Origin of the sequence: Streptococcus sp. V728, from assembly GCF_052077995.1 — a bacterium.
Taxonomy (GTDB): domain Bacteria; phylum Bacillota; class Bacilli; order Lactobacillales; family Streptococcaceae; genus Streptococcus; species Streptococcus infantis_B.
In genome coordinates, this window is sequence record NZ_JBQJJH010000001.1 from 217,635 (window position 1) to 235,141 (window position 17,507).

The 17,507-nt window shown below is 39.4% G+C and carries 24 protein-coding genes; 17 read left to right on the forward strand and 7 right to left on the reverse strand.

Going from position 1 to position 17,507, the window contains the following annotated elements:
- Positions 1–35 precede the first annotated feature (35 nt).
- The 3 genes from ACTO1Y_RS01135 to ACTO1Y_RS01145 all read right to left on the reverse strand — a co-directional run bounded on the left by ACTO1Y_RS01135 (position 36) and on the right by ACTO1Y_RS01145 (position 2,267).
- A complete protein-coding gene (locus ACTO1Y_RS01135; RefSeq protein WP_441348056.1) occupies positions 36–866 on the reverse strand; it encodes an HAD family hydrolase in 831 nt (276 codons plus the stop codon).
- Positions 867–882: 16 nt separating this feature from the next.
- Positions 883–1,626: a DeoR/GlpR family DNA-binding transcription regulator gene (locus ACTO1Y_RS01140; protein WP_441348040.1), complete on the reverse strand. Its 744-nt coding sequence runs from the start codon at positions 1,624–1,626 to the stop codon at positions 883–885.
- Between the two features lie 113 nt (positions 1,627–1,739).
- Positions 1,740–2,267: a hypothetical protein gene (locus tag ACTO1Y_RS01145; RefSeq protein WP_441348041.1), complete on the reverse strand. Its 528-nt coding sequence runs from the start codon at positions 2,265–2,267 to the stop codon at positions 1,740–1,742.
- A gap of 178 nt (positions 2,268–2,445) precedes the next feature.
- Here ACTO1Y_RS01145 and rpsP point away from each other — a divergent pair, with 178 nt between their 5' ends.
- From rpsP to ACTO1Y_RS01180, 7 genes are all read left to right on the forward strand, one after another.
- Entirely contained in the window at positions 2,446–2,718 is a 273-nt protein-coding gene (gene rpsP / locus ACTO1Y_RS01150) for a 30S ribosomal protein S16 (protein WP_049520696.1), read from the forward strand.
- A 19-nt stretch (positions 2,719–2,737) separates the two neighbouring features.
- On the forward strand, positions 2,738–2,977 hold the full coding sequence (gene kphA, locus ACTO1Y_RS01155) for an RNA-binding protein KphA (RefSeq protein ID WP_000379617.1): 240 nt from the start codon (positions 2,738–2,740) through the stop codon (positions 2,975–2,977).
- Positions 2,978–3,019: 42 nt separating this feature from the next.
- A complete protein-coding gene (locus ACTO1Y_RS01160; protein ID WP_153224793.1) occupies positions 3,020–3,364 on the forward strand; it encodes a MazG nucleotide pyrophosphohydrolase domain-containing protein in 345 nt (114 codons plus the stop codon).
- Entirely contained in the window at positions 3,354–3,905 is a 552-nt protein-coding gene (locus ACTO1Y_RS01165; RefSeq protein ID WP_441348042.1) for a hypothetical protein, read from the forward strand. The genes ACTO1Y_RS01160 and ACTO1Y_RS01165 overlap by 11 nt, the downstream gene beginning before the upstream one ends.
- Before the next feature lie 73 nt (positions 3,906–3,978).
- The gene (rimM, locus tag ACTO1Y_RS01170; RefSeq protein WP_441348043.1) at positions 3,979–4,497 is read left to right on the forward strand and encodes a ribosome maturation factor RimM; all 519 of its coding nucleotides are present in this window, start codon (positions 3,979–3,981) and stop codon (positions 4,495–4,497) included.
- The gene (gene trmD, locus ACTO1Y_RS01175; protein WP_441348044.1) at positions 4,487–5,206 is read left to right on the forward strand and encodes a tRNA (guanosine(37)-N1)-methyltransferase TrmD; all 720 of its coding nucleotides are present in this window, start codon (positions 4,487–4,489) and stop codon (positions 5,204–5,206) included. The genes rimM and trmD overlap by 11 nt, the downstream gene beginning before the upstream one ends.
- An 11-nt stretch (positions 5,207–5,217) precedes the next feature.
- Entirely contained in the window at positions 5,218–5,556 is a 339-nt protein-coding gene (locus ACTO1Y_RS01180; protein ID WP_004253071.1) for an ATP cone domain-containing protein, read from the forward strand.
- A gap of 29 nt (positions 5,557–5,585) precedes the next feature.
- Here the strand turns inward: ACTO1Y_RS01180 and ACTO1Y_RS01185 are convergent, their stop codons facing one another.
- Positions 5,586–5,906 carry a hypothetical protein gene (locus ACTO1Y_RS01185; RefSeq protein WP_223332811.1) on the reverse strand — a complete coding sequence of 107 codons (321 nt, stop codon included), beginning with the start codon at positions 5,904–5,906 and terminating at the stop codon, positions 5,586–5,588.
- 92 nt (positions 5,907–5,998) lie between these two features.
- Here ACTO1Y_RS01185 and ACTO1Y_RS01190 point away from each other — a divergent pair, with 92 nt between their 5' ends.
- Positions 5,999–6,214, forward strand: coding sequence for a YdbC family protein (locus ACTO1Y_RS01190; RefSeq protein WP_004253080.1), 216 nt, complete (start codon positions 5,999–6,001; stop codon positions 6,212–6,214).
- Between the two features lie 51 nt (positions 6,215–6,265).
- Here the strand turns inward: ACTO1Y_RS01190 and ACTO1Y_RS01195 are convergent, their stop codons facing one another.
- Together ACTO1Y_RS01195 and gor are read right to left on the reverse strand one after the other, a co-directional pair.
- Entirely contained in the window at positions 6,266–6,805 is a 540-nt protein-coding gene (locus ACTO1Y_RS01195; protein WP_004253081.1) for a biotin transporter BioY, read from the reverse strand.
- A 140-nt stretch (positions 6,806–6,945) separates the two neighbouring features.
- On the reverse strand, positions 6,946–8,292 hold the full coding sequence (gene gor / locus ACTO1Y_RS01200) for a glutathione-disulfide reductase (protein ID WP_441348045.1): 1,347 nt from the start codon (positions 8,290–8,292) through the stop codon (positions 6,946–6,948).
- A 238-nt stretch (positions 8,293–8,530) separates the two neighbouring features.
- Between gor and ACTO1Y_RS01205 the strand changes: the two genes are divergently transcribed.
- The 9 genes from ACTO1Y_RS01205 (at position 8,531) to ACTO1Y_RS01245 (ending at position 16,791) form a co-directional block, all read left to right on the forward strand.
- Positions 8,531–9,718, forward strand: a complete 1,188-nt coding sequence (locus ACTO1Y_RS01205; protein WP_441348046.1) for an efflux RND transporter periplasmic adaptor subunit — start codon at positions 8,531–8,533, stop codon at positions 9,716–9,718.
- Complete coding sequence (locus tag ACTO1Y_RS01210; RefSeq protein ID WP_254727123.1) at positions 9,702–10,403, forward strand: ABC transporter ATP-binding protein; 702 nt, start codon at positions 9,702–9,704, stop codon at positions 10,401–10,403. The genes ACTO1Y_RS01205 and ACTO1Y_RS01210 overlap by 17 nt, the downstream gene beginning before the upstream one ends.
- A gap of 1 nt (position 10,404) precedes the next feature.
- Positions 10,405–11,664, forward strand: coding sequence for an ABC transporter permease (locus ACTO1Y_RS01215; protein ID WP_254727126.1), 1,260 nt, complete (start codon positions 10,405–10,407; stop codon positions 11,662–11,664).
- 133 nt (positions 11,665–11,797) lie between these two features.
- Positions 11,798–13,795 carry a methionine--tRNA ligase gene (metG, locus tag ACTO1Y_RS01220; protein ID WP_441348047.1) on the forward strand — a complete coding sequence of 666 codons (1,998 nt, stop codon included), beginning with the start codon at positions 11,798–11,800 and terminating at the stop codon, positions 13,793–13,795.
- 103 nt (positions 13,796–13,898) lie between these two features.
- The gene (locus ACTO1Y_RS01225) at positions 13,899–14,825 is read left to right on the forward strand and encodes an aldo/keto reductase (protein ID WP_441348048.1); all 927 of its coding nucleotides are present in this window, start codon (positions 13,899–13,901) and stop codon (positions 14,823–14,825) included.
- A 93-nt stretch (positions 14,826–14,918) separates the two neighbouring features.
- Entirely contained in the window at positions 14,919–15,155 is a 237-nt protein-coding gene (locus tag ACTO1Y_RS01230) for a DUF2829 domain-containing protein (protein ID WP_000141913.1), read from the forward strand.
- Complete coding sequence (locus ACTO1Y_RS01235; RefSeq protein WP_441348049.1) at positions 15,148–15,846, forward strand: 3-oxoacyl-ACP reductase; 699 nt, start codon at positions 15,148–15,150, stop codon at positions 15,844–15,846. Before ACTO1Y_RS01230 ends, ACTO1Y_RS01235 begins: the two co-directional genes overlap by 8 nt.
- Before the next feature lie 10 nt (positions 15,847–15,856).
- Positions 15,857–16,354: an NUDIX hydrolase gene (locus tag ACTO1Y_RS01240; RefSeq protein WP_441348050.1), complete on the forward strand. Its 498-nt coding sequence runs from the start codon at positions 15,857–15,859 to the stop codon at positions 16,352–16,354.
- A complete protein-coding gene (locus tag ACTO1Y_RS01245; RefSeq protein WP_441348051.1) occupies positions 16,351–16,791 on the forward strand; it encodes an ASCH domain-containing protein in 441 nt (146 codons plus the stop codon). The genes ACTO1Y_RS01240 and ACTO1Y_RS01245 overlap by 4 nt, the downstream gene beginning before the upstream one ends.
- A 254-nt stretch (positions 16,792–17,045) precedes the next feature.
- On the opposite strand, the gene ACTO1Y_RS01250 is transcribed toward ACTO1Y_RS01245, so the two are convergent.
- A partial coding sequence (locus tag ACTO1Y_RS01250) for an LPXTG cell wall anchor domain-containing protein (protein WP_441348052.1) occupies positions 17,046–17,507 on the reverse strand: 462 nt, incomplete at its 5' end.

A 17,507-nucleotide genomic window follows, 5' to 3' on the forward strand; every position in this document is an offset into this window, starting at 1 on the left:
CATTTTTTCCATTGTACCCTAAAAAGAAGTGGATTTCAAATATTCAATTGTGATGATTCCGATAGTACATACAATTTTATGGCCTTACTTACACCATTTTGATCATTAGAATCTGTTACTGTATTTGCGCAATTTTTGACATCTGTAGGTGCGTTTCCCATTGCAACACCAAGTCCAGAAGTCTCAATCATTGGAATATCATTATAATTATCTCCAATAGTCATAATTTCAGAAAGTGAAAGTTGATAATACTTGGCTAATTCTAATAAAGCTTGTTTTTTGGATACTTGATTATGTGTAACTTCTAGATAGTTATCTTTAGAGAGATAGAAGTTGGTTTGAGGGAAATCTATTGAGGATAAGTTTTTTTGAAGTTTCTGTATGGTATCCGTATTATCTATCAGCAAAAGTTTATGAACAAGAGTTTTCTCGTCTTTTATAAAATCTGCTAAAGATGTAACTTTTGGACTTTCTCCAGTAATAGTTGCTTCGATTTCTACCCACTCATCAATTGTATTCACAAGCCAATCTTTTCCGGAGTAAACATTGATAGAAACTGTCGGGAATTCTTTTTTTAAAAAATCATGTAGTAAGAGTAATTCCTTTTTATTAATAGTATGCTGACTTAGGATTTTATCTCCTGAACTGATGAGTGCTCCATTATAGCAGGCAATGGGACATTCGGTGATGCCAAGCTCTTTAGAAATTGGCGCTATACCGAGAGGAGATCTAGCAGAAGCTAAAACAAAAGGAATATCACATTGTTTTAAAAGTGGCATCAGTTCTATCAAATGAGAATCTAATTGGTGATTTTTATCCAAAATAGTACCGTCAATATCACTCATGATTAACTTTATTACTGACATATTTTTCTCCTTTTTATTAAAATAGAATAGTTGTTTTGCCATCTAAAGATTGTTGAATGTCTAAGTCGGGTTCTTTGTCTGTAATCCAATAATCAAAATCAGTAAGTTCGGAAAGAATATAATGAGAGTGTTTGTTTATTTTGCTAGTTTCAGCTAACAAGACGCGAATTTTACTAGTTTTAAATGCTCTTTTTTTCATGAGAACATCTTCTTGATCCTCAAAGCTAACTTGTCCGTCTGAAAGACTAGCTGCACCAAAAAATGCTATGTCAAATTTAATTCTATTCAAAGATTCGGATTCTTCTAATGAGTAATAGAAACGATTCTTTTTATGAAATCGTCCACCGATAATGTGAAAATCAACATTTTCATTTTCTCCTAAGACCAGTGCATTATCCAATGAATGGCTGAAAATAGTAACTTTTTTATCTGTTATTTTTGCTAACTCAAGTACAGTTGTTGAAACATCATAGAAAATTAATTGTGAATCAGAAATGAGTTGGGTAGCTAAATGAGCAATTTTCGCTTTTTCTTTAGAAGATTGTTCTGCTCGACCTTGGAAACCAAGAATCCTTTGCTTTTGAATTGGCAATAAACCTCCATGAGTTCTTTTTGCTCGTTTCTCCTTTGCGAGAATTGCAAAATCTCTACGGATGGTATCTTTGGAAACATGGAAATGTTCAACCATTTCTTTTGCTGACAGACTTCCTCTATCCTCTAAAAGTTTTATGATTTCTTCTAATCGTTGTTCTTGGTACATAGGAATTCCTCCTTTTAATACTAATATACCTCTTTTGTAAGTCGTTGTCAATAAATGTAATGATTTATAAGTGTTTTAAATGGTTTATAAAAAAATCAACCAGTCTTGGTTGATTAAAGATTCTTTTTCGGATGGCGTTCAATGATTGCTTGATGATCCTTGAGTGCCTGTTTTCCTTTGGGAGTTAGTTTATAGCCACGGATAGAGAAGCAGTTGGTCAATTCTTCTTCTGAAAAATGATCATGAAGTGCTTGATTCAAGTCAGATGCCTTCATCTTAGAGACTCCGGTGACACCCTTCTTTTTAAGGATATTCTTTTTCATGGTAGCATTTAGATGATCAAGCGAGTAAAAGGCTGTTTCGATAATAGCATAGCCTTTTTCAACGAGTTTTTCTATTGGTGCGTCAATCCCATAAGTATACTCAAAATATTTTGGAAACCAAGTTTCAGTGGTGAAAGTTCCAAAGTTGATTCTCCAGAGAAGGATGATATCACCTGCTAATAAATTATTCTCAAGGAGTTCCATATTGCGTTTTGGTACAGGTTTAGGATTTAGGAGCCAAGCTTCCATATCACGATTTGGAGATATGTAGGGTTTGACTGGATAGTCTTTATAGATGGTACTCAAAATAGTGTTCATAAAATTATTCTTTCTTTTTTTCCTTACCAGTCTAACAAATTTCAAAAAAATTTAAAAATATTTAAACTCTGTCAAGTTTTTTTCTTGACACCTCTCAGAAATCTGATATAATAGAACATGTGCTAAATAGCTTAGCTATTTCACCGAACTAAAAAATAAAAGAAAAGAGATATTAAAAATGGCAGTAAAAATCCGTTTGACTCGTATGGGTTCTAAGAAAAAACCTTTCTACCGTATTAACGTAGCAGATTCACGTTCACCACGTGACGGACGTTTCATCGAAACAGTTGGAACTTACAACCCACTTGTTGCAGAAAACCAAGTGACTTTGAAAGAAGACCGTATTCTTGCATGGTTGGCTGATGGAGCTCAACCTTCAGATACAGTTCGCAACATCCTTTCAAAAGAAGGCGTATTGAAGAAATTCCACGATTCTAAATTCTCAAAATAAGTTTAAAGTAGGTTGACAGATGGATACGATTGAAAATCTTATTATTGCAATTGTGAAACCTTTGATTTCACAACCAGATGCCCTAACTATCAAGATTGAAGATACACCAGAATTTTTGGAATATCATTTGGATCTTGACCAAAGCGATGTGGGTCGTGTAATCGGTCGTAAGGGTCGCACTATTTCTGCGATAAGAACGATTGTCTACTCTGTCCCAACTGAAGACAAAAAAGTAAGAATCGTTATTGACGAAAAATAAGAAAAGCGGGACAATGTCTCGCTTTTTTGCTAGGAGTAGGATATGAAGGATTTGACAGTTAGACAACTACAAGCCTATTTACTAGAACATTACCAGCAATCTAGAACAGAAGAAGGGCTCTTTATAAAACTAGTTGAAGAAGTTGGTGAAGTAGCCGAGGTTTTGAATGGACGTTCTGGACGAAAAGAGGGTGTTCAAGACTCAAATGAGGAACTTGCTAAAGAACTTGCTGATATTATACATTATACGGTTGCAATCGCAGCTATCAACGATATTGATCTAACCAAGACCATTTTTGAAAAAGATAAGAAAGCTGCCATCAAGTATCACCATGAACGAGATTTGGAAGGATATTTGAAAGGAGATTTGAGAAATAATGGACACTGATTATTTTCTAAAAATAGATTGGGCAATGTATATTGATTGGTTATTGCGAATTGTACAGATTTTGACGTTTATCGGTGTAATTTTAAAAATTAGTTTCCAGAATAAAGCATATATCAATAATATTGAAATTCAGGCAATTAAACCAATCGAATTTGATTCCTTACATACAAGATTTCATCATATTTATGAGTTTAAACATGATGAAAATGATAAACATTATCACCATTTGATTTTTTTTCCAAAGGAAGTTGATATTGAAATTGTAGAATTTTATTCTTTAGCCTATGATTCAAAAAGTAATCGATTAGTTGTTAACGATAAACTGCATACAGTTAAAAATTTAAAGAATTATACATGTCTATTGATTCATACAAATTTACCTGAGAATATACCTAGTTTAAGGATGAAATGGAAGACAAGTCAGGGTCAAATCGGGGAGTATACATTTTATAGTAATATGTATAACGGGAATATAAATATTTCTTCTTTCAAATATAAATTAACATTAAAGAGGAAACTACTAGCACTTTTGGGATTATAGCTGATTTTTCTCCAACTTGTGAAAATCCCTGTAACATGATAAAATAAAGGGAGTAAGATACACAGGAGACAAGATGAACTACTTTAACGTTGGGAAAATCGTCAATACGCAAGGTTTGCAGGGTGAAATGCGAGTCTTGTCAGTGACAGATTTTGCTGAAGAACGCTTTAAAAAAGGGGCAGAGCTTGCCTTATTTGATGAAAAAGATCAGTTTGTGCGAACAGTGGTCATTGCAAGCCACCGTAAACAAAAAAACTTCGATATCATCAAGTTTAAAGATATGTACCATATCAATGATATCGAAAAATACAAGGGTTACAGTCTGAAGGTTGCTGAGGAGAATCTCAATGACCTCGATGAGGGTGAGTTTTACTACCACGAAATTATCGGTTTAGAAGTCTATGAGGGAGATAACTTGATTGGAACTATCAAGGAAATCCTTCAGCCAGGCGCCAATGATGTCTGGGTAGTCAAACGAAAAGGCAAACGAGACCTACTCTTACCTTATATCTCGCCTGTAGTTCTTAATATAGATATTCCTAATAACCGTGTGGATGTTGAACTCTTAGAAGGGTTAGACGATGAAGATTGATATTTTAACTCTTTTTCCAGAAATGTTCACACCCTTAGAACATTCCATCGTTGGCAAGGCTCGTGAAAAAGGACTCTTAGATATCCACTATCATAATTTTCGTGACTACGCTGAAAAGGCCCGTCATGTGGATGATGAACCTTACGGAGGTGGTCAAGGGATGCTCCTTCGAGCGCAACCGATTTTTGACGCCTTTGATGCGATTGAAAAAAAGAACCCGCGGGTGATTCTCTTAGACCCTGCTGGGAAGCAGTTTGACCAATCTTATGCTGAAGATTTGGCGCAAGAAGAAGAGCTTATCTTTATCTGTGGTCACTACGAAGGCTATGATGAGCGTATTAAGACCTTGGTAACCGATGAGATATCTCTTGGAGATTATGTCTTGACTGGTGGAGAACTAGCAGCGATGACCATGATTGATGCGACGGTGCGCTTGATTCCAGAAGTTATCGGGAAGGAAGCAAGTCACCAGGATGATAGCTTTTCATCAGGTCTCTTGGAATATCCTCAATACACGCGGCCTTACGATTTTCGTGGTATGTTAGTTCCTGATGTGCTTATGAGTGGACACCATGAAAACATACGTCAATGGCGACTCTATGAGAGCCTTAAGAAAACCTACCAACGTAGACCTGATTTGCTGGAAGAGTATGAATTGACAGCAGAAGAAGAGAAAATGTTAGCAGAAATTAAAGAAAATAACAATTAAAGGAGAAAACTATGCAAGTAATTAAACGTGATGGACAAGTCGCTGATTTTGATCCAGATAAAATCTACCAAGCTATCCTTAAGGCGGCTCAGACAGTCTATGTTTTGACTGACGATTTGCGCCAAAACCTAGCTCAAGTTACTAAAAAGGTTGTTTTGGATTTAGAAGAAGCAAAAGTAGAACGTGCGACTATCAGTATGATTCAATCAATGGTTGAGCACCGCTTGCTTGGTGCTGGCTACATTACAATTGCAGAACACTATATCTCTTATCGTTTGCAACGTGATTTGGAGAGAAGTGGTTATGGCGACCACATCGCTGTTCATCTTCATTTTGAACAAATTCGCTAAGATAAAAAGAGTGAGATGATAGAAGCATCTCACTCTTTCTTAAATCTTCTTTTTTGGGCCGTTTGGATAGTAGAAGGAACGAAAGTTACTCTTCGAATATCCGACACTCGAATAATACGGCTAACATTTTTGGCGAAATTTTTAACGATAATTTGTTGGCGGTCAGTATCATACTTGATAATATCGCCTGTAAAACTTGACTCAGCAAAAATGATGTGTACAGCTGTTTTTTTAGCTAAGGCTTCTTCAAGTCTAGCAATTAGGGGATCGCTTTTTTCAGGAATGGAATCTTCATGTCCATTGACAAAATCATGGACTTTTTGCAAAGCCTGTTTTAATAAATCTTTCATTCCGGCCTCCCTTCTTTTAATCATTATATAAAAATTTTATGAAATCTACAAGATTTTTCGAATAATCAATTGAGAACAAAAAGGAGAAAAACATGGCAGAATTTACATTTGAAATTGAAGAACACTTGCTTACTCTATCTGAAAATGAAAAAGGATGGACCAAAGAAATCAATCGTGTCAGCTTTAATGGTGCACCGGCGAAGTTTGACATTCGTAGCTGGAGTCCTGACCACACCAAGATGGGGAAAGGAATTACCCTCTCAAATGAAGAATTTCAAATCATGGTGGATGCTTTTAAGAATCAATAAACTTTCATCTAAGATTCATTAAAAAGAGGCTAGGGAAATTCCCGGCCTCTTTTATTTGCTTGAAAAATAAGCTTGTGTACGGAGACGTTGGAGTAGTGGTCGGCTGATGAAGCTAATGGCTACAATTTTAGCAAGATCAGGTATGATAAAGGGAATAACACCGACAGCCAATGCTTTATCAAAAGGCATTCCAGCTAAGAAGTGGAGACTGAGAATACCACCGACAAAAACAAGTGAATCTCCCAAGAGATTTGCAAAGAAAATACGTAGGACACCACTATTGGTGTGAATGAGATAGGAAGCAAGCCCTGCATAGACAAGGTCGAACCAAAGATAACCAGCGCTTGGTCCAACTAAAACATGAAATCCAGCTCCACCGTTAGCAAATACCGGAAGACCAATAGCTCCAAGTAAGAGATAGAGTCCGACAGAGAGAACAGCTTCCCTTGGTCTAAAAACAGTAGCGATGAGTCCAATAGCAAAGTTTTGCAGAGTGAAAGGAACTGGACCAATCGGCATACTAATTTGTGCCAATACTGCAATCAGTGCAGCCCCGATAGCTGGGATAGCGTAAATGTGTGCTTTTTTCAAAATAGTTAACCTCTTCTATAAATTATAGTAACTATTATACCGAATGAGATATAAATGTCAACCTATTTTAAAATAAAAGGTTACAAATTTGTAACGGCCGATTTAGAGTAAAAAAGAGACCAAGGGGTCTCTCTTTTCTTTTAACGCATGGTCACAAATTCTTCTGAGCCAGTTGGGTGGATAGCGACAGTAGCATCAAAGTCAGCTTTTGTAGCTCCCATCTTGATAGCAACTGCGAAACCTTGAATCATTTCGTCAACGCCATAGCCGATTCCATGAAGGCCAACTACCTTTTCGTCTGCACCAGCTGTTACGAGCTTGAAGCGAGCTTCTTGACGGTGACTAGTAACAGCAGAATACATAGATGCAAATTTTGAAGTATAGACTTTAACGTTTTCTTGGCCGTACTCTTTGATAGCTTCTTCCTCAGTCAGACCAACTGTTCCGATTGCTGGGTGTGAGAAAACTACAGTTGGAATAGTCGAGTAGTCCATTTTAGCATTTGTTTTACCGTTGAAAAGTCTTTCGGATAGGGTACGACCAGCCTTGATAGCAACAGGAGTTAGTTCCTTTTCACCTGTGACATCTCCAAGAGCGTAGATACCTTCAACGACAGTATTTTGGTATTCATCAACCTGGATAAAGCCACGTTCATTGAGGGTAACACCAGCTTTTTCGAGTTGAAGTCCTTCAACATTTGAACGGCGACCAGTTGCCCAGATAACTTGACTGGCAGTGTGGCTGCTACCATCTTCAAAATGAATGGTAATGCCTTGTTCAGTTTCTTCAAGTTTAGCAGGAACCTTATGTGTGTGGAGGTTTAGTCCTGTATTTTCCATTTCCTGAACTAGACTCTCAACGATATAGCTATCAAATCCACGTAGCGGACGTTCACGACGGACGAATAAATCTGTCTGAACACCAAGTGTATGGAGTACACCAGCCAATTCGACAGCAATGTAACCAGCACCTAGAATAGCTACCGATTCAGGCAATTCTTCCCAGGTAAAGAAATCATCTGAGCTACCGCCTAGTTCAGCACCAGGAATGGCAGGAATATGAGGATGTGCCCCAGTCGCAATCACAATATGCTTAGCATGGATCAATTCGCCATTAACGCTGACAGTATGAGCATCAACGAACTCGGCACGTCCTTCAATCAAATCAACTCCGTTGCGCTTGAAGCTTCCATCATAAGATGAACGAGCACGGTCAATATAGGCTTCACGATTCTTACGAAGCGTTGCGTAATCAAATTGATTCCCAGTACTTGTAAAACCATAGTCAGGTCCATATTTGTGGATACTCTCTGCGATTTGAGCACCGTACCACATGATTTTTTTAGGGACACAGCCCTGGTTGACACAAGTTCCACCTAATTTCTTTTCCTCAATAACTGCCGCTTTAGCACCATGTTCGCCAGCACGATTCATGGTAGCAATTCCTCCGCTACCTCCTCCGATGGCGATAATATCATATTCTCTCATAAGAAAGCTCCTTTATTTGTTTTCTAGTCATATTCTATCTTTTTTTGGAAGTCAATGCAAAAATCTGCTACGCTTAAATTTCTTAAGAAAATGCTTGCAAAAATAAAAAAGAAGTTGTATTATATAACTAACACAACAATAAAAGATTTGGCAATTATTTTTGGATGGTCAGAAAGCAATTGTCCATTTTTATGACTTGTGCTATAATCTTAATATATGTTTATAAAAGAGGTATGATATGAAAAAGAAGTCAAAAGCTAAAAAATGGCCCCTATTTACAGCTATAGGAGTTACGTCAGTTCTTGTAGTAGGAGCAGCTGCTGTCCTTCTATTGAGACAACCAAATCAAGTTGCAACACAAGACGAAACTGCAAAAATCGTTCTTGCCAAAGAGGGGTCAGTGGCTTCATCGGTTCTCTTATCTGGTACCGTAACAGCTCAAAACGAACAATATGTTTATTATGATGCTAGTAAAGGTGACTTGGATGAGGTTTTGGTTTCTGTAGGAGATAAGGTTAGTGAGGGGCAAGCACTAGTCAAGTATAGTAGTACAGAAGCCCAGGCTGCCTATGATGCTGCCAGTCGTGCTGTAGCTAAAGCTGACCGTCATATCAATGAATTAAACGATGCACGTAATACCGCCGCAGCAACACCAAGTCTTCCTCAAGCAGGTCTAGAAGGAGCAACTGGACAAGCACCAGCTCAGTCATCCGGTTCTGCCACAGCTGCTATTGATTCTCAAATCAGCGATGCACGTGATGTGCGTGCAGATGCAGAAGCGCAACTCGAAAAAGCTCAAGCCCAATTGAATTCTGCTACTGTATTGAGTACTGTAGAGGGAACAGTTGTTGAAGTGAATCGTAATGTTTCAAAATCTCCAACAGGAAATAGTCAAGTTTTGGTTCATATCGTAAGTAACGATAACTTGCAGGTCAAGGGAGAGCTTTCTGAGTACAATCTTGCAAACCTTTCTGTTGGCCAAGAAGTCACCTTTACTTCTAAGGTCTATCCAGATAAAACTTGGAATGGTAAGATTAGCTATATTTCAAATTATCCAAAAAATAACAGTGAAGCAAGCGCAAGTGTTGCGGGATCAAACTCAGGTTCTAAATATCCATATACCGTCGATGTAACAAGTGAACTCGGTGACTTGAAACAAGGCTTTACAGTTAGTGTCGAAGTGAAAAGTACTAGTAAGGCATTACTTGTTCCGATTACCAGTATCGTCATGGAAGAAGATAAAAACTATGTTTGGATCCTTGATGAAAATCAAAAGGCCAAAAAAGTTGAAGTTGGATTGGGCAATGCAGATGCAGAAAATCAAGAAATCACATCTGGTCTGACAGATGGAGCAAAAGTCATCAGTAATCCGACAGCTTCCTTGCAAGAAGGAAAAGAGGTGAAGACTGATGAAGCAACTAATTAGCCTCAAAAATATTTGCCGTAGCTATCGTAATGGTGACCAAGAACTTCAAGTCCTTAAAAACATTAATCTAGAAGTTCATGAGGGAGAATTCGTAGCTATCATGGGACCATCAGGTTCTGGTAAGTCCACCCTCATGAATACCATCGGTATGTTAGATACCCCTACAAGTGGTCAGTATTTTCTAGATGGAAAAGAAGTAGCTGGTTTAGGTGAAAAACAATTAGCCAAAGTTCGAAATCAAGAAATCGGATTCGTCTTTCAACAATTCTTTCTCTTGTCCAAGATGAATGCTCTCCAGAATGTAGAACTTCCATTGATTTATGCAGGAGTTGCGGCGTCTAAACGCCGTAAACTAGCAGAAGAGTATCTGGAAAAGGTTGAACTGACCGAGCGTAGCCATCACTTACCTTCAGAGTTGTCAGGTGGTCAGAAGCAAAGGGTTGCCATTGCGCGTGCTCTGGTCAATAATCCTTCTATCATTCTAGCAGACGAACCGACTGGAGCTCTTGATACCAAAACAGGAAATCAAATCATGCAACTCTTGGTTGAATTAAACAAAGAAGGAAAAACCATTATCATGGTTACACATGAGCCTGAAATTGCTGCCTATGCGAAACGTCAAATCGTCATCCGAGATGGTGTCATTTCGTCTGATAGTGGTCTCGTAGAAAAGGAGGAAAACTAAGATGCAGAATCTGAAATTTGCCTTTTCATCCATTATGGCCCACAAGATGCGGTCCTTCTTGACCATGATTGGGATTATTATCGGTGTATCCTCGGTTGTCGTGATTATGGCCTTAGGTGATTCCATGTCTCGTCAGGTCAATAAAAATATGACCAAGTCCCAGAAAGATATCCATGTCTTTTTCTCACCTACAAAGAGTAAGGACGGTTCATTTACACAAAGACAATCTGCATTGACCTTGTCTGGTGGTCAAGAAGAAGATTTTGTTGAACCACCAAAACCTCAAGAAGCTTGGGTCAAGGAAGCTGCTAAGCTCAAGGGAGTGGATAGCTATTATGTGACCAACTCAATGAATGTTACCTTGACCTATAAGGATAAAAAAGTCGAACACGCTAACATGACGGGTGGGAATGTCACTTATATGGATGCGGTCGAAAATGAAATTATTGCAGGTCGTGGACTTAGACAACAAGATTATAAAGATTTTGCAAGTGTGATCATTTTAGATGAAGAGCTTGCCAATAGCCTTTTTGGTTCTGCAAAAGAAGCCCTCAACCAAATTGTTGAAGTAAATGAAATCAGTTACCGTGTTATTGGTGTTTATGCAAGTAAAGAAGCTAAGGCTGCGAAAACATTTGGAGTCGGAGGACTACCAATTACGACCAATATTTCCTTAGCAGCTAATTTTAACACAGATGAGATTTCAAATATTGTCTTCCGTGTCAATGATACTAGCTTAACCCAGACTTTAGGACCAGAGTTAGCAAGAAGAATGACAGAGATTGCAGGTCTTCAACAAGGGGAATATCAAGTTGCAGATGCATCTGCTGCCTTCCAAGAAGTTCAACAACTCTTTGGCTTCATAACAACGATTATTAGTGCTATTGCAGGGATTTCCCTCTTTGTTGGTGGTACTGGTGTTATGAACATTATGCTTGTTTCGGTGACAGAGCGTACCCGTGAGATTGGTTTACGGAAAGCACTAGGAGCAACACGGGCTAATATTCTGGTTCAATTTTTGATTGAATCCATGATTTTAACCTTATTAGGTGGATTCATTGGTCTACTGCTTGCTGCAGGGGTGACTATGCTTGCAGGTGTTCTTCTTCAAAACATGATTGCAGGAATCGAAGTTGGTGTATCCATCCCAATCGCTCTCTTTAGTCTAGCGGTCTCAGCTAGTATCGGTATGATATTCGGTGTTCTACCAGCCAATAAAGCCTCTAAGCTGGATCCAATCGAAGCTCTTCGCTATGAATAATTTAAAAGATAAAAAACGAGATAGACATTTGTCTGTCTTGTTTTTGTAAGGATTTCTCTATCGAAAATCACTAAAAATGTGATATAATGAAGTGTTAGAAAAACAGGTTTCATTAGCCTGGAAAGGAAATATTATGTCTGAAAAGAATTTTTATATTACAACACCGATTTACTATCCATCTGGTAAACTTCATATCGGTTCTGCCTACACAACTATCGCATGTGATGTCCTAGCACGTTACAAACGCCTGATGGGCTACGATGTCTTTTATCTGACTGGTCTTGATGAGCATGGCCAAAAGATTCAGCAAAAAGCGGAAGAAGCTGGTATCACACCACAAGCCTATGTTGATGGTATGGCAGTTGGAGTTAAAGAACTCTGGAAATTGCTTGATATCTCATACGATAAATTTATCCGTACCACAGATGACTACCATGAAAAAGTAGTAGCGCAAGTTTTTGAACGCTTGCTTGCTCAAGATGACATCTACCTAGGTGAATACTCTGGCTGGTACTCAGTATCCGATGAGGAATTCTTTACAGAAAGCCAACTTGCGGAAGTTTTTCGTGATGAAGCTGGAAATGTAACGGGCGGTATCGCTCCATCAGGTCACGAAGTGGAATGGGTTTCAGAAGAGTCTTACTTCCTTCGTCTCAGCAAATACCAAGATCGTTTGGTCGAATTTTTCAAATCACATCCTGACTTCATCACTCCTGATGGTCGTCTCAATGAAATGTTGAAAAACTTTATCGAGCCAGGTTTGGAAGATTTAGCCGTATCACGTACAACCTTTACATGGGGGGTGCCAGTCCCATCAAATCCAAAACACGTTGTCTACGTTTGGATTGATGCTCTTCTTAACTATGCGACTGCTCTTGGTTATGGTCAAGAGGATCATGCCAACTATGATAAATTCTGGAATGGAACAGTCTTCCATATGGTCGGAAAAGACATCCTTCGTTTCCACTCAATCTACTGGCCAATCCTTCTCATGATGTTGGATATGAAATTGCCTGATCGCTTGATTGCCCATGGTTGGTTTGTCATGAAAGACGGCAAGATGTCTAAGTCTAAAGGGAATGTTGTTTACCCTGAAATGTTAGTAGAACGTTATGGACTAGATCCACTTCGTTACTACCTCATGCGTAGCCTTCCAGTCGGTTCAGACGGAACCTTCACTCCGGAAGACTATGTAGGACGTATCAACTATGAATTGGCAAATGACCTCGGAAACCTCCTCAACCGTACAGTTTCCATGATCAACAAGTACTTTGATGGTCAAATCCCTGCCTACGTAGAAGGTGTGACAGACTTTGACAATGCACTTGCTCAAGTAGCAGAACAATCAATCGCTGACTACCATACCTACATGGAAGCAGTTGACTATCCACGTGCGCTTGAAGCAGTCTGGACTCTTATCTCACGTACTAATAAATACATCGATGAGACAGCACCTTGGGTCTTAGCCAAGGATGAAGCACACCGTGACCAATTGGCAAGTGTTATGAGTCACTTAGCAGCTAGCCTTCGTGTCGTAGCTCACTTAATTGAGCCATTTATGATGGAAACTAGTCGTGCAGTCTTGACTCAACTTGGTCTAGCAGAAGTTTCTAGTCTTGAAAACTTGAGATTGGCTGATATCCCTACTGGTGTCACTGTAGTTGCTAAAGGAACACCAATCTTCCCACGTCTCGATATGGAAGAAGAAATCGCCTATATCAAGGAACAAATGGAAGGCAACAACCCAGCCGTCGAGAAAGAATGGAATCCAGATGAAGTCGAACTCAAACTCAACAAGGATGAAATCAAGTTTGAAGACTTCGATAAGGTTGAAATTCGTGTTGCTGAAGTCAAAGAAGTTTCTAAAGTGGAAGGTTCTGACAAATTGCTTCAATTCCGCCTGGATGCTGGAGATGGTGAAGACCGTCAAATCCTTTCTGGTATTGCGAAATTCTATCCAAACGAACAAGAATTGGTCGGTAAGAAAGTACAAATCGTTGCCAACCTCAAACCACGTAAGATGATGAAAAAATATGTCAGCCAAGGGATGATCCTCTCAGCTGAACATGAAGGCAAATTAACTCTTCTCACAGTTGATCCAGCTGTACCAAACGGAAGTGTGATTGGCTAAGATTTAAAAAGAACCAGTTTAAACTGGTTCTTTTCTTTTGTAAGGTATCAGTTGATAAAAGTGTCATTCTGCTTTATAATGAAGGAAAACGGAGGAAAAAGCCATGAAATACATTCCATTCGGTCAAGAGAAAAGAGAACTATCAGAAATCGTCCTAGGCATGATGCGAATCAGTGACAAGTCGGTCAAAGAAGTGGAGGAACTGGTTGAAATAGCCCTATCTGTCGGAATCAATGCCTTTGACTTGGCAGATATCTACGGTGGTGGACGTTGCGAAGAATTACTGGGACAAGTGTTAAACAATCGTCCTGACCTGCGAGAAAAGATGTGGATTCAGTCTAAGTGTGGCATTCGCATAGAAGAATTTACCTATTTTGATTTTTCAAAAGATTATATTTTAGAATCAGTTGATGGGATTCTACAACGATTGCAGGTTGATTATCTAGATAGCTTGCTTCTCCATCGCCCAGATGCCTTAATGGAAGCCGACCAAGTGGCTCAAGCCTTTGAAATTCTTCACACATCAGGTAAAGTTCGAAACTTCGGTGTGTCCAATCAAAATCCTATGATGATGGAATTACTGAAGAAAGAGGTCAAACAACCTTTATCTATCAATCAATTACAAATAAGCGCAGCTTTCACTCCAGGATTTGAATCAGGTTTCCATGTCAATATGGAAGGTGACAAGGCAGCTTTGCGTGATGGTAGCGTCTTTGAATACTGCAAACTGAATGACATGGTCATTCAGGCTTGGTCAGTCTTGCAGTTTGGCTATTTTAAGGGTAATTTTGTTGGAAAAGAGCAATTTCATGATCTAAATGAAATTCTAAATCGATTAGCCTTAAAATACGGTGTAACCCCATCAGCTATTGCTATCGCTTGGGTGTTACGCTATCCAGCTAAGATGCAGGCAGTAGTGGGAACAACTAACCCTAAACATTTGATAGAAGCTAGCCAAGCAAGTAATGTTAACCTAACTCGAAAAGAATGGTATGAGATTTACCTAGCAGCTGGGAATGATTTGCCATAAGGGGAAATTGCATTTAAAGAAATCGCAGTCAAAAAGCCGTTGCAAAACGGTTTTTTGTTATAATAAAACAAGAGAACTATAAAGGAGAAAAATATGACATTTGAAGAAATTTTACCAGGCTTAAAGGCAAAAAAGAAATATGTGCGTACTGGTTGGGGAGGAGCTGAAAACTATGTCCAGCTTTTTGATACCATCGAACAAAATGGAGTCGCTCTTGAAGTAACACCTTATTTCCTCATCAACGTGTCTGGTGAAGGGGAAGGTTTTTCTATGTGGAGTCCGACTCCTTGTGACGTCCTAGCCACAGACTGGGTGGAAGTCCATGACTAAAAGGGTCTTGATTACAGGCGTGAGTTCCGGTATTGGTCTGGCTCAAGCTCGCCTATTTTTAGAGAATGGCTATCAGGTTTACGGTGTGGATCAGGGTGAAAAACTTGACTTGCAAGGTGACTTTCACTTTTTACAACGTGATTTAACGCTTGACTTGGAACCTATTTTTGATTGGTGTCCTCAAGTTGATATTCTCTGCAATACAGCTGGAGTTTTGGATGACTACAAACCTTTACTGGAACAATCTGCCCAAGAAATCCAAGAGATTTTTGAAATCAACTATGTGACTCCAGTAGAGTTGACTCGCTATTATTTGACTCAAATGTTAGAATACAAGCGAGGAATTATCATCAATATGTGCTCTATCGCATCAAACTTAGCTGGTGGTGGTGGTCACGCCTATACTTCTTCCAAACATGCCTTGGCTGGCTTTACCAAGCAGTTGGCCCTAGACTATGCAGATACTGGCATTCAGGTATTCGGTATCGCTCCAGGAGCGGTCAAGACAGCTATGACCGCAGCAGACTTTGAACCAGGCGGACTAGCAGACTGGGTAGCCAGTGAAACACCTATCAAACGCTGGATTGAGCCAGAGGAAGTAGCAGATCTTACACTTTTCCTAGCAAGTGGAAAAGCAAGCGCCATGCAGGGGCAAATTCTCACTATTGATGGTGGCTGGTCTTTGAAGTAGGATGAGTTGGATGGAAATCAAAAATCACTTTGGTGTATATGGAGTCTGTCTTCAAGACGGGAAATTGCTCTGTATTGAAAAAACAAGAGGCCCCTATCAGTATCGTTTTGACCTACCAGGTGGTAGCCAGGAAGTAGGGGAGGGACTGACTGAAACCCTCAAGAGAGAAGTTCTGGAAGAGACGGGTTATATGCTTAACCAGTATTCAAATCCTAGGATTTATGATGTGCTGGTTCATGAAGAAGGGCAAGACTTTGCCGTTCATCATATCATGGCCTTTTATGATATCGTACTCGATTTCGAAGGCCCTCAAAAACCCCTTTCTCAGGAGGTTCTTGACGGAAGCAATGATTCAGCAAATGCAATTTGGGTTCCTATTGAGCAGATGACCCAAGAAAATACTTCGCCCTTAGTATTGAAGGTAAAGGCAGAGTTACGAGGATTTCCAGAATTGGACATGACAAGCTATAAGAATTGGAAGGTAAAAGAAAAGAAGGAGAAGAAATGACACCTCAAGAAATGTGGAATGCCTACAAGAAAATCAACCCCTCTATCGGTGATGAGATAGATGCCTGGGCCTTCGGAGTGGAACCAGACCTTTTAGCGGATCTGGTCTTTAGAGGCGAAAAAACAGCAACTGCCTCAGCCTACGATCTCTACGCAGTAGAGGACGAACCCCTTCCACAAGAAGGGACCTTTGATGTTATTTTAGACAGTAAGGATCAGGCTGTCTGCATTGTCGAAATTACAAAGGTTTCCGTTCAGCCTTTCCATCAAGTGTCAGCCGACCATGCCTACAAGGAAGGCGAAGGAGATAAATCTTTGGCTTACTGGCGTCAGGTTCATGAGGAGTTTTTTACGGAGTGGCTGGAGGAAGCTGGTCTGACTTTTACACCTGAAAGCAAGGTTGTTTTGGAAGAATTTCGCAAGGTCTACCCTCTGTAGACTACTAGAAGGAAGAAAGTTTTGGAAATCACCGTCCAAAGCTTTTTCTGACTTTAAATGATAAAACGAGCAAACAAAAAGCGGACAATCATGTCCGCTTTTTTGAATCTATCAAGTGAAGTTGTGGATAAAGTATTTCAAAGATGTTTGTCTTTGGAATCCCTATTCCTATCACTTCTACATTGGTTGATTATTTTTTCGAATAAAAAAGAAGAGAGCAATGCTCTCTCCTCTCTAAAGTAATTTATCTAATGTTATTTAGAAAATTTACGTTTCATAACTACAGTACCTGACAAGATTACTACACCTGCCAATACAAGTACTAGGCTTGTAGCCTCACCAGTAAATGGAAGACTTGGTCCTTCTTCTGTTGTAGTTGAACGACCTGGTTCTGGAGTCGTAGTTGAACGACCTGGTTCTTCATTAGTCGTTGTTGTTGTTGTTGTAGTTGTAGTAGTTGTTGGGTTAGGAACAGGAGTACCGTTTCCTGGATATTCAGTAGTCGTTGTTGTTGTAGTTGGTTCTACAGTTGTTGACTCAGTAGTCGTTGTAGTTGTTGTTGGAGCTTCAGTAGTTGTTGGAGCTTCAGTAGTTGTTGGAGCTTCAGTAGTTGTTGGAGCTTCAGTAGTTGTTGGAGCTTCAGTAGTTGTTGGAGCTTCAGTAGTTGTTGGAGCTTCAGTAGTTGTTGGAGCTTCAGTAGTTGTTGGAGCTTCAGT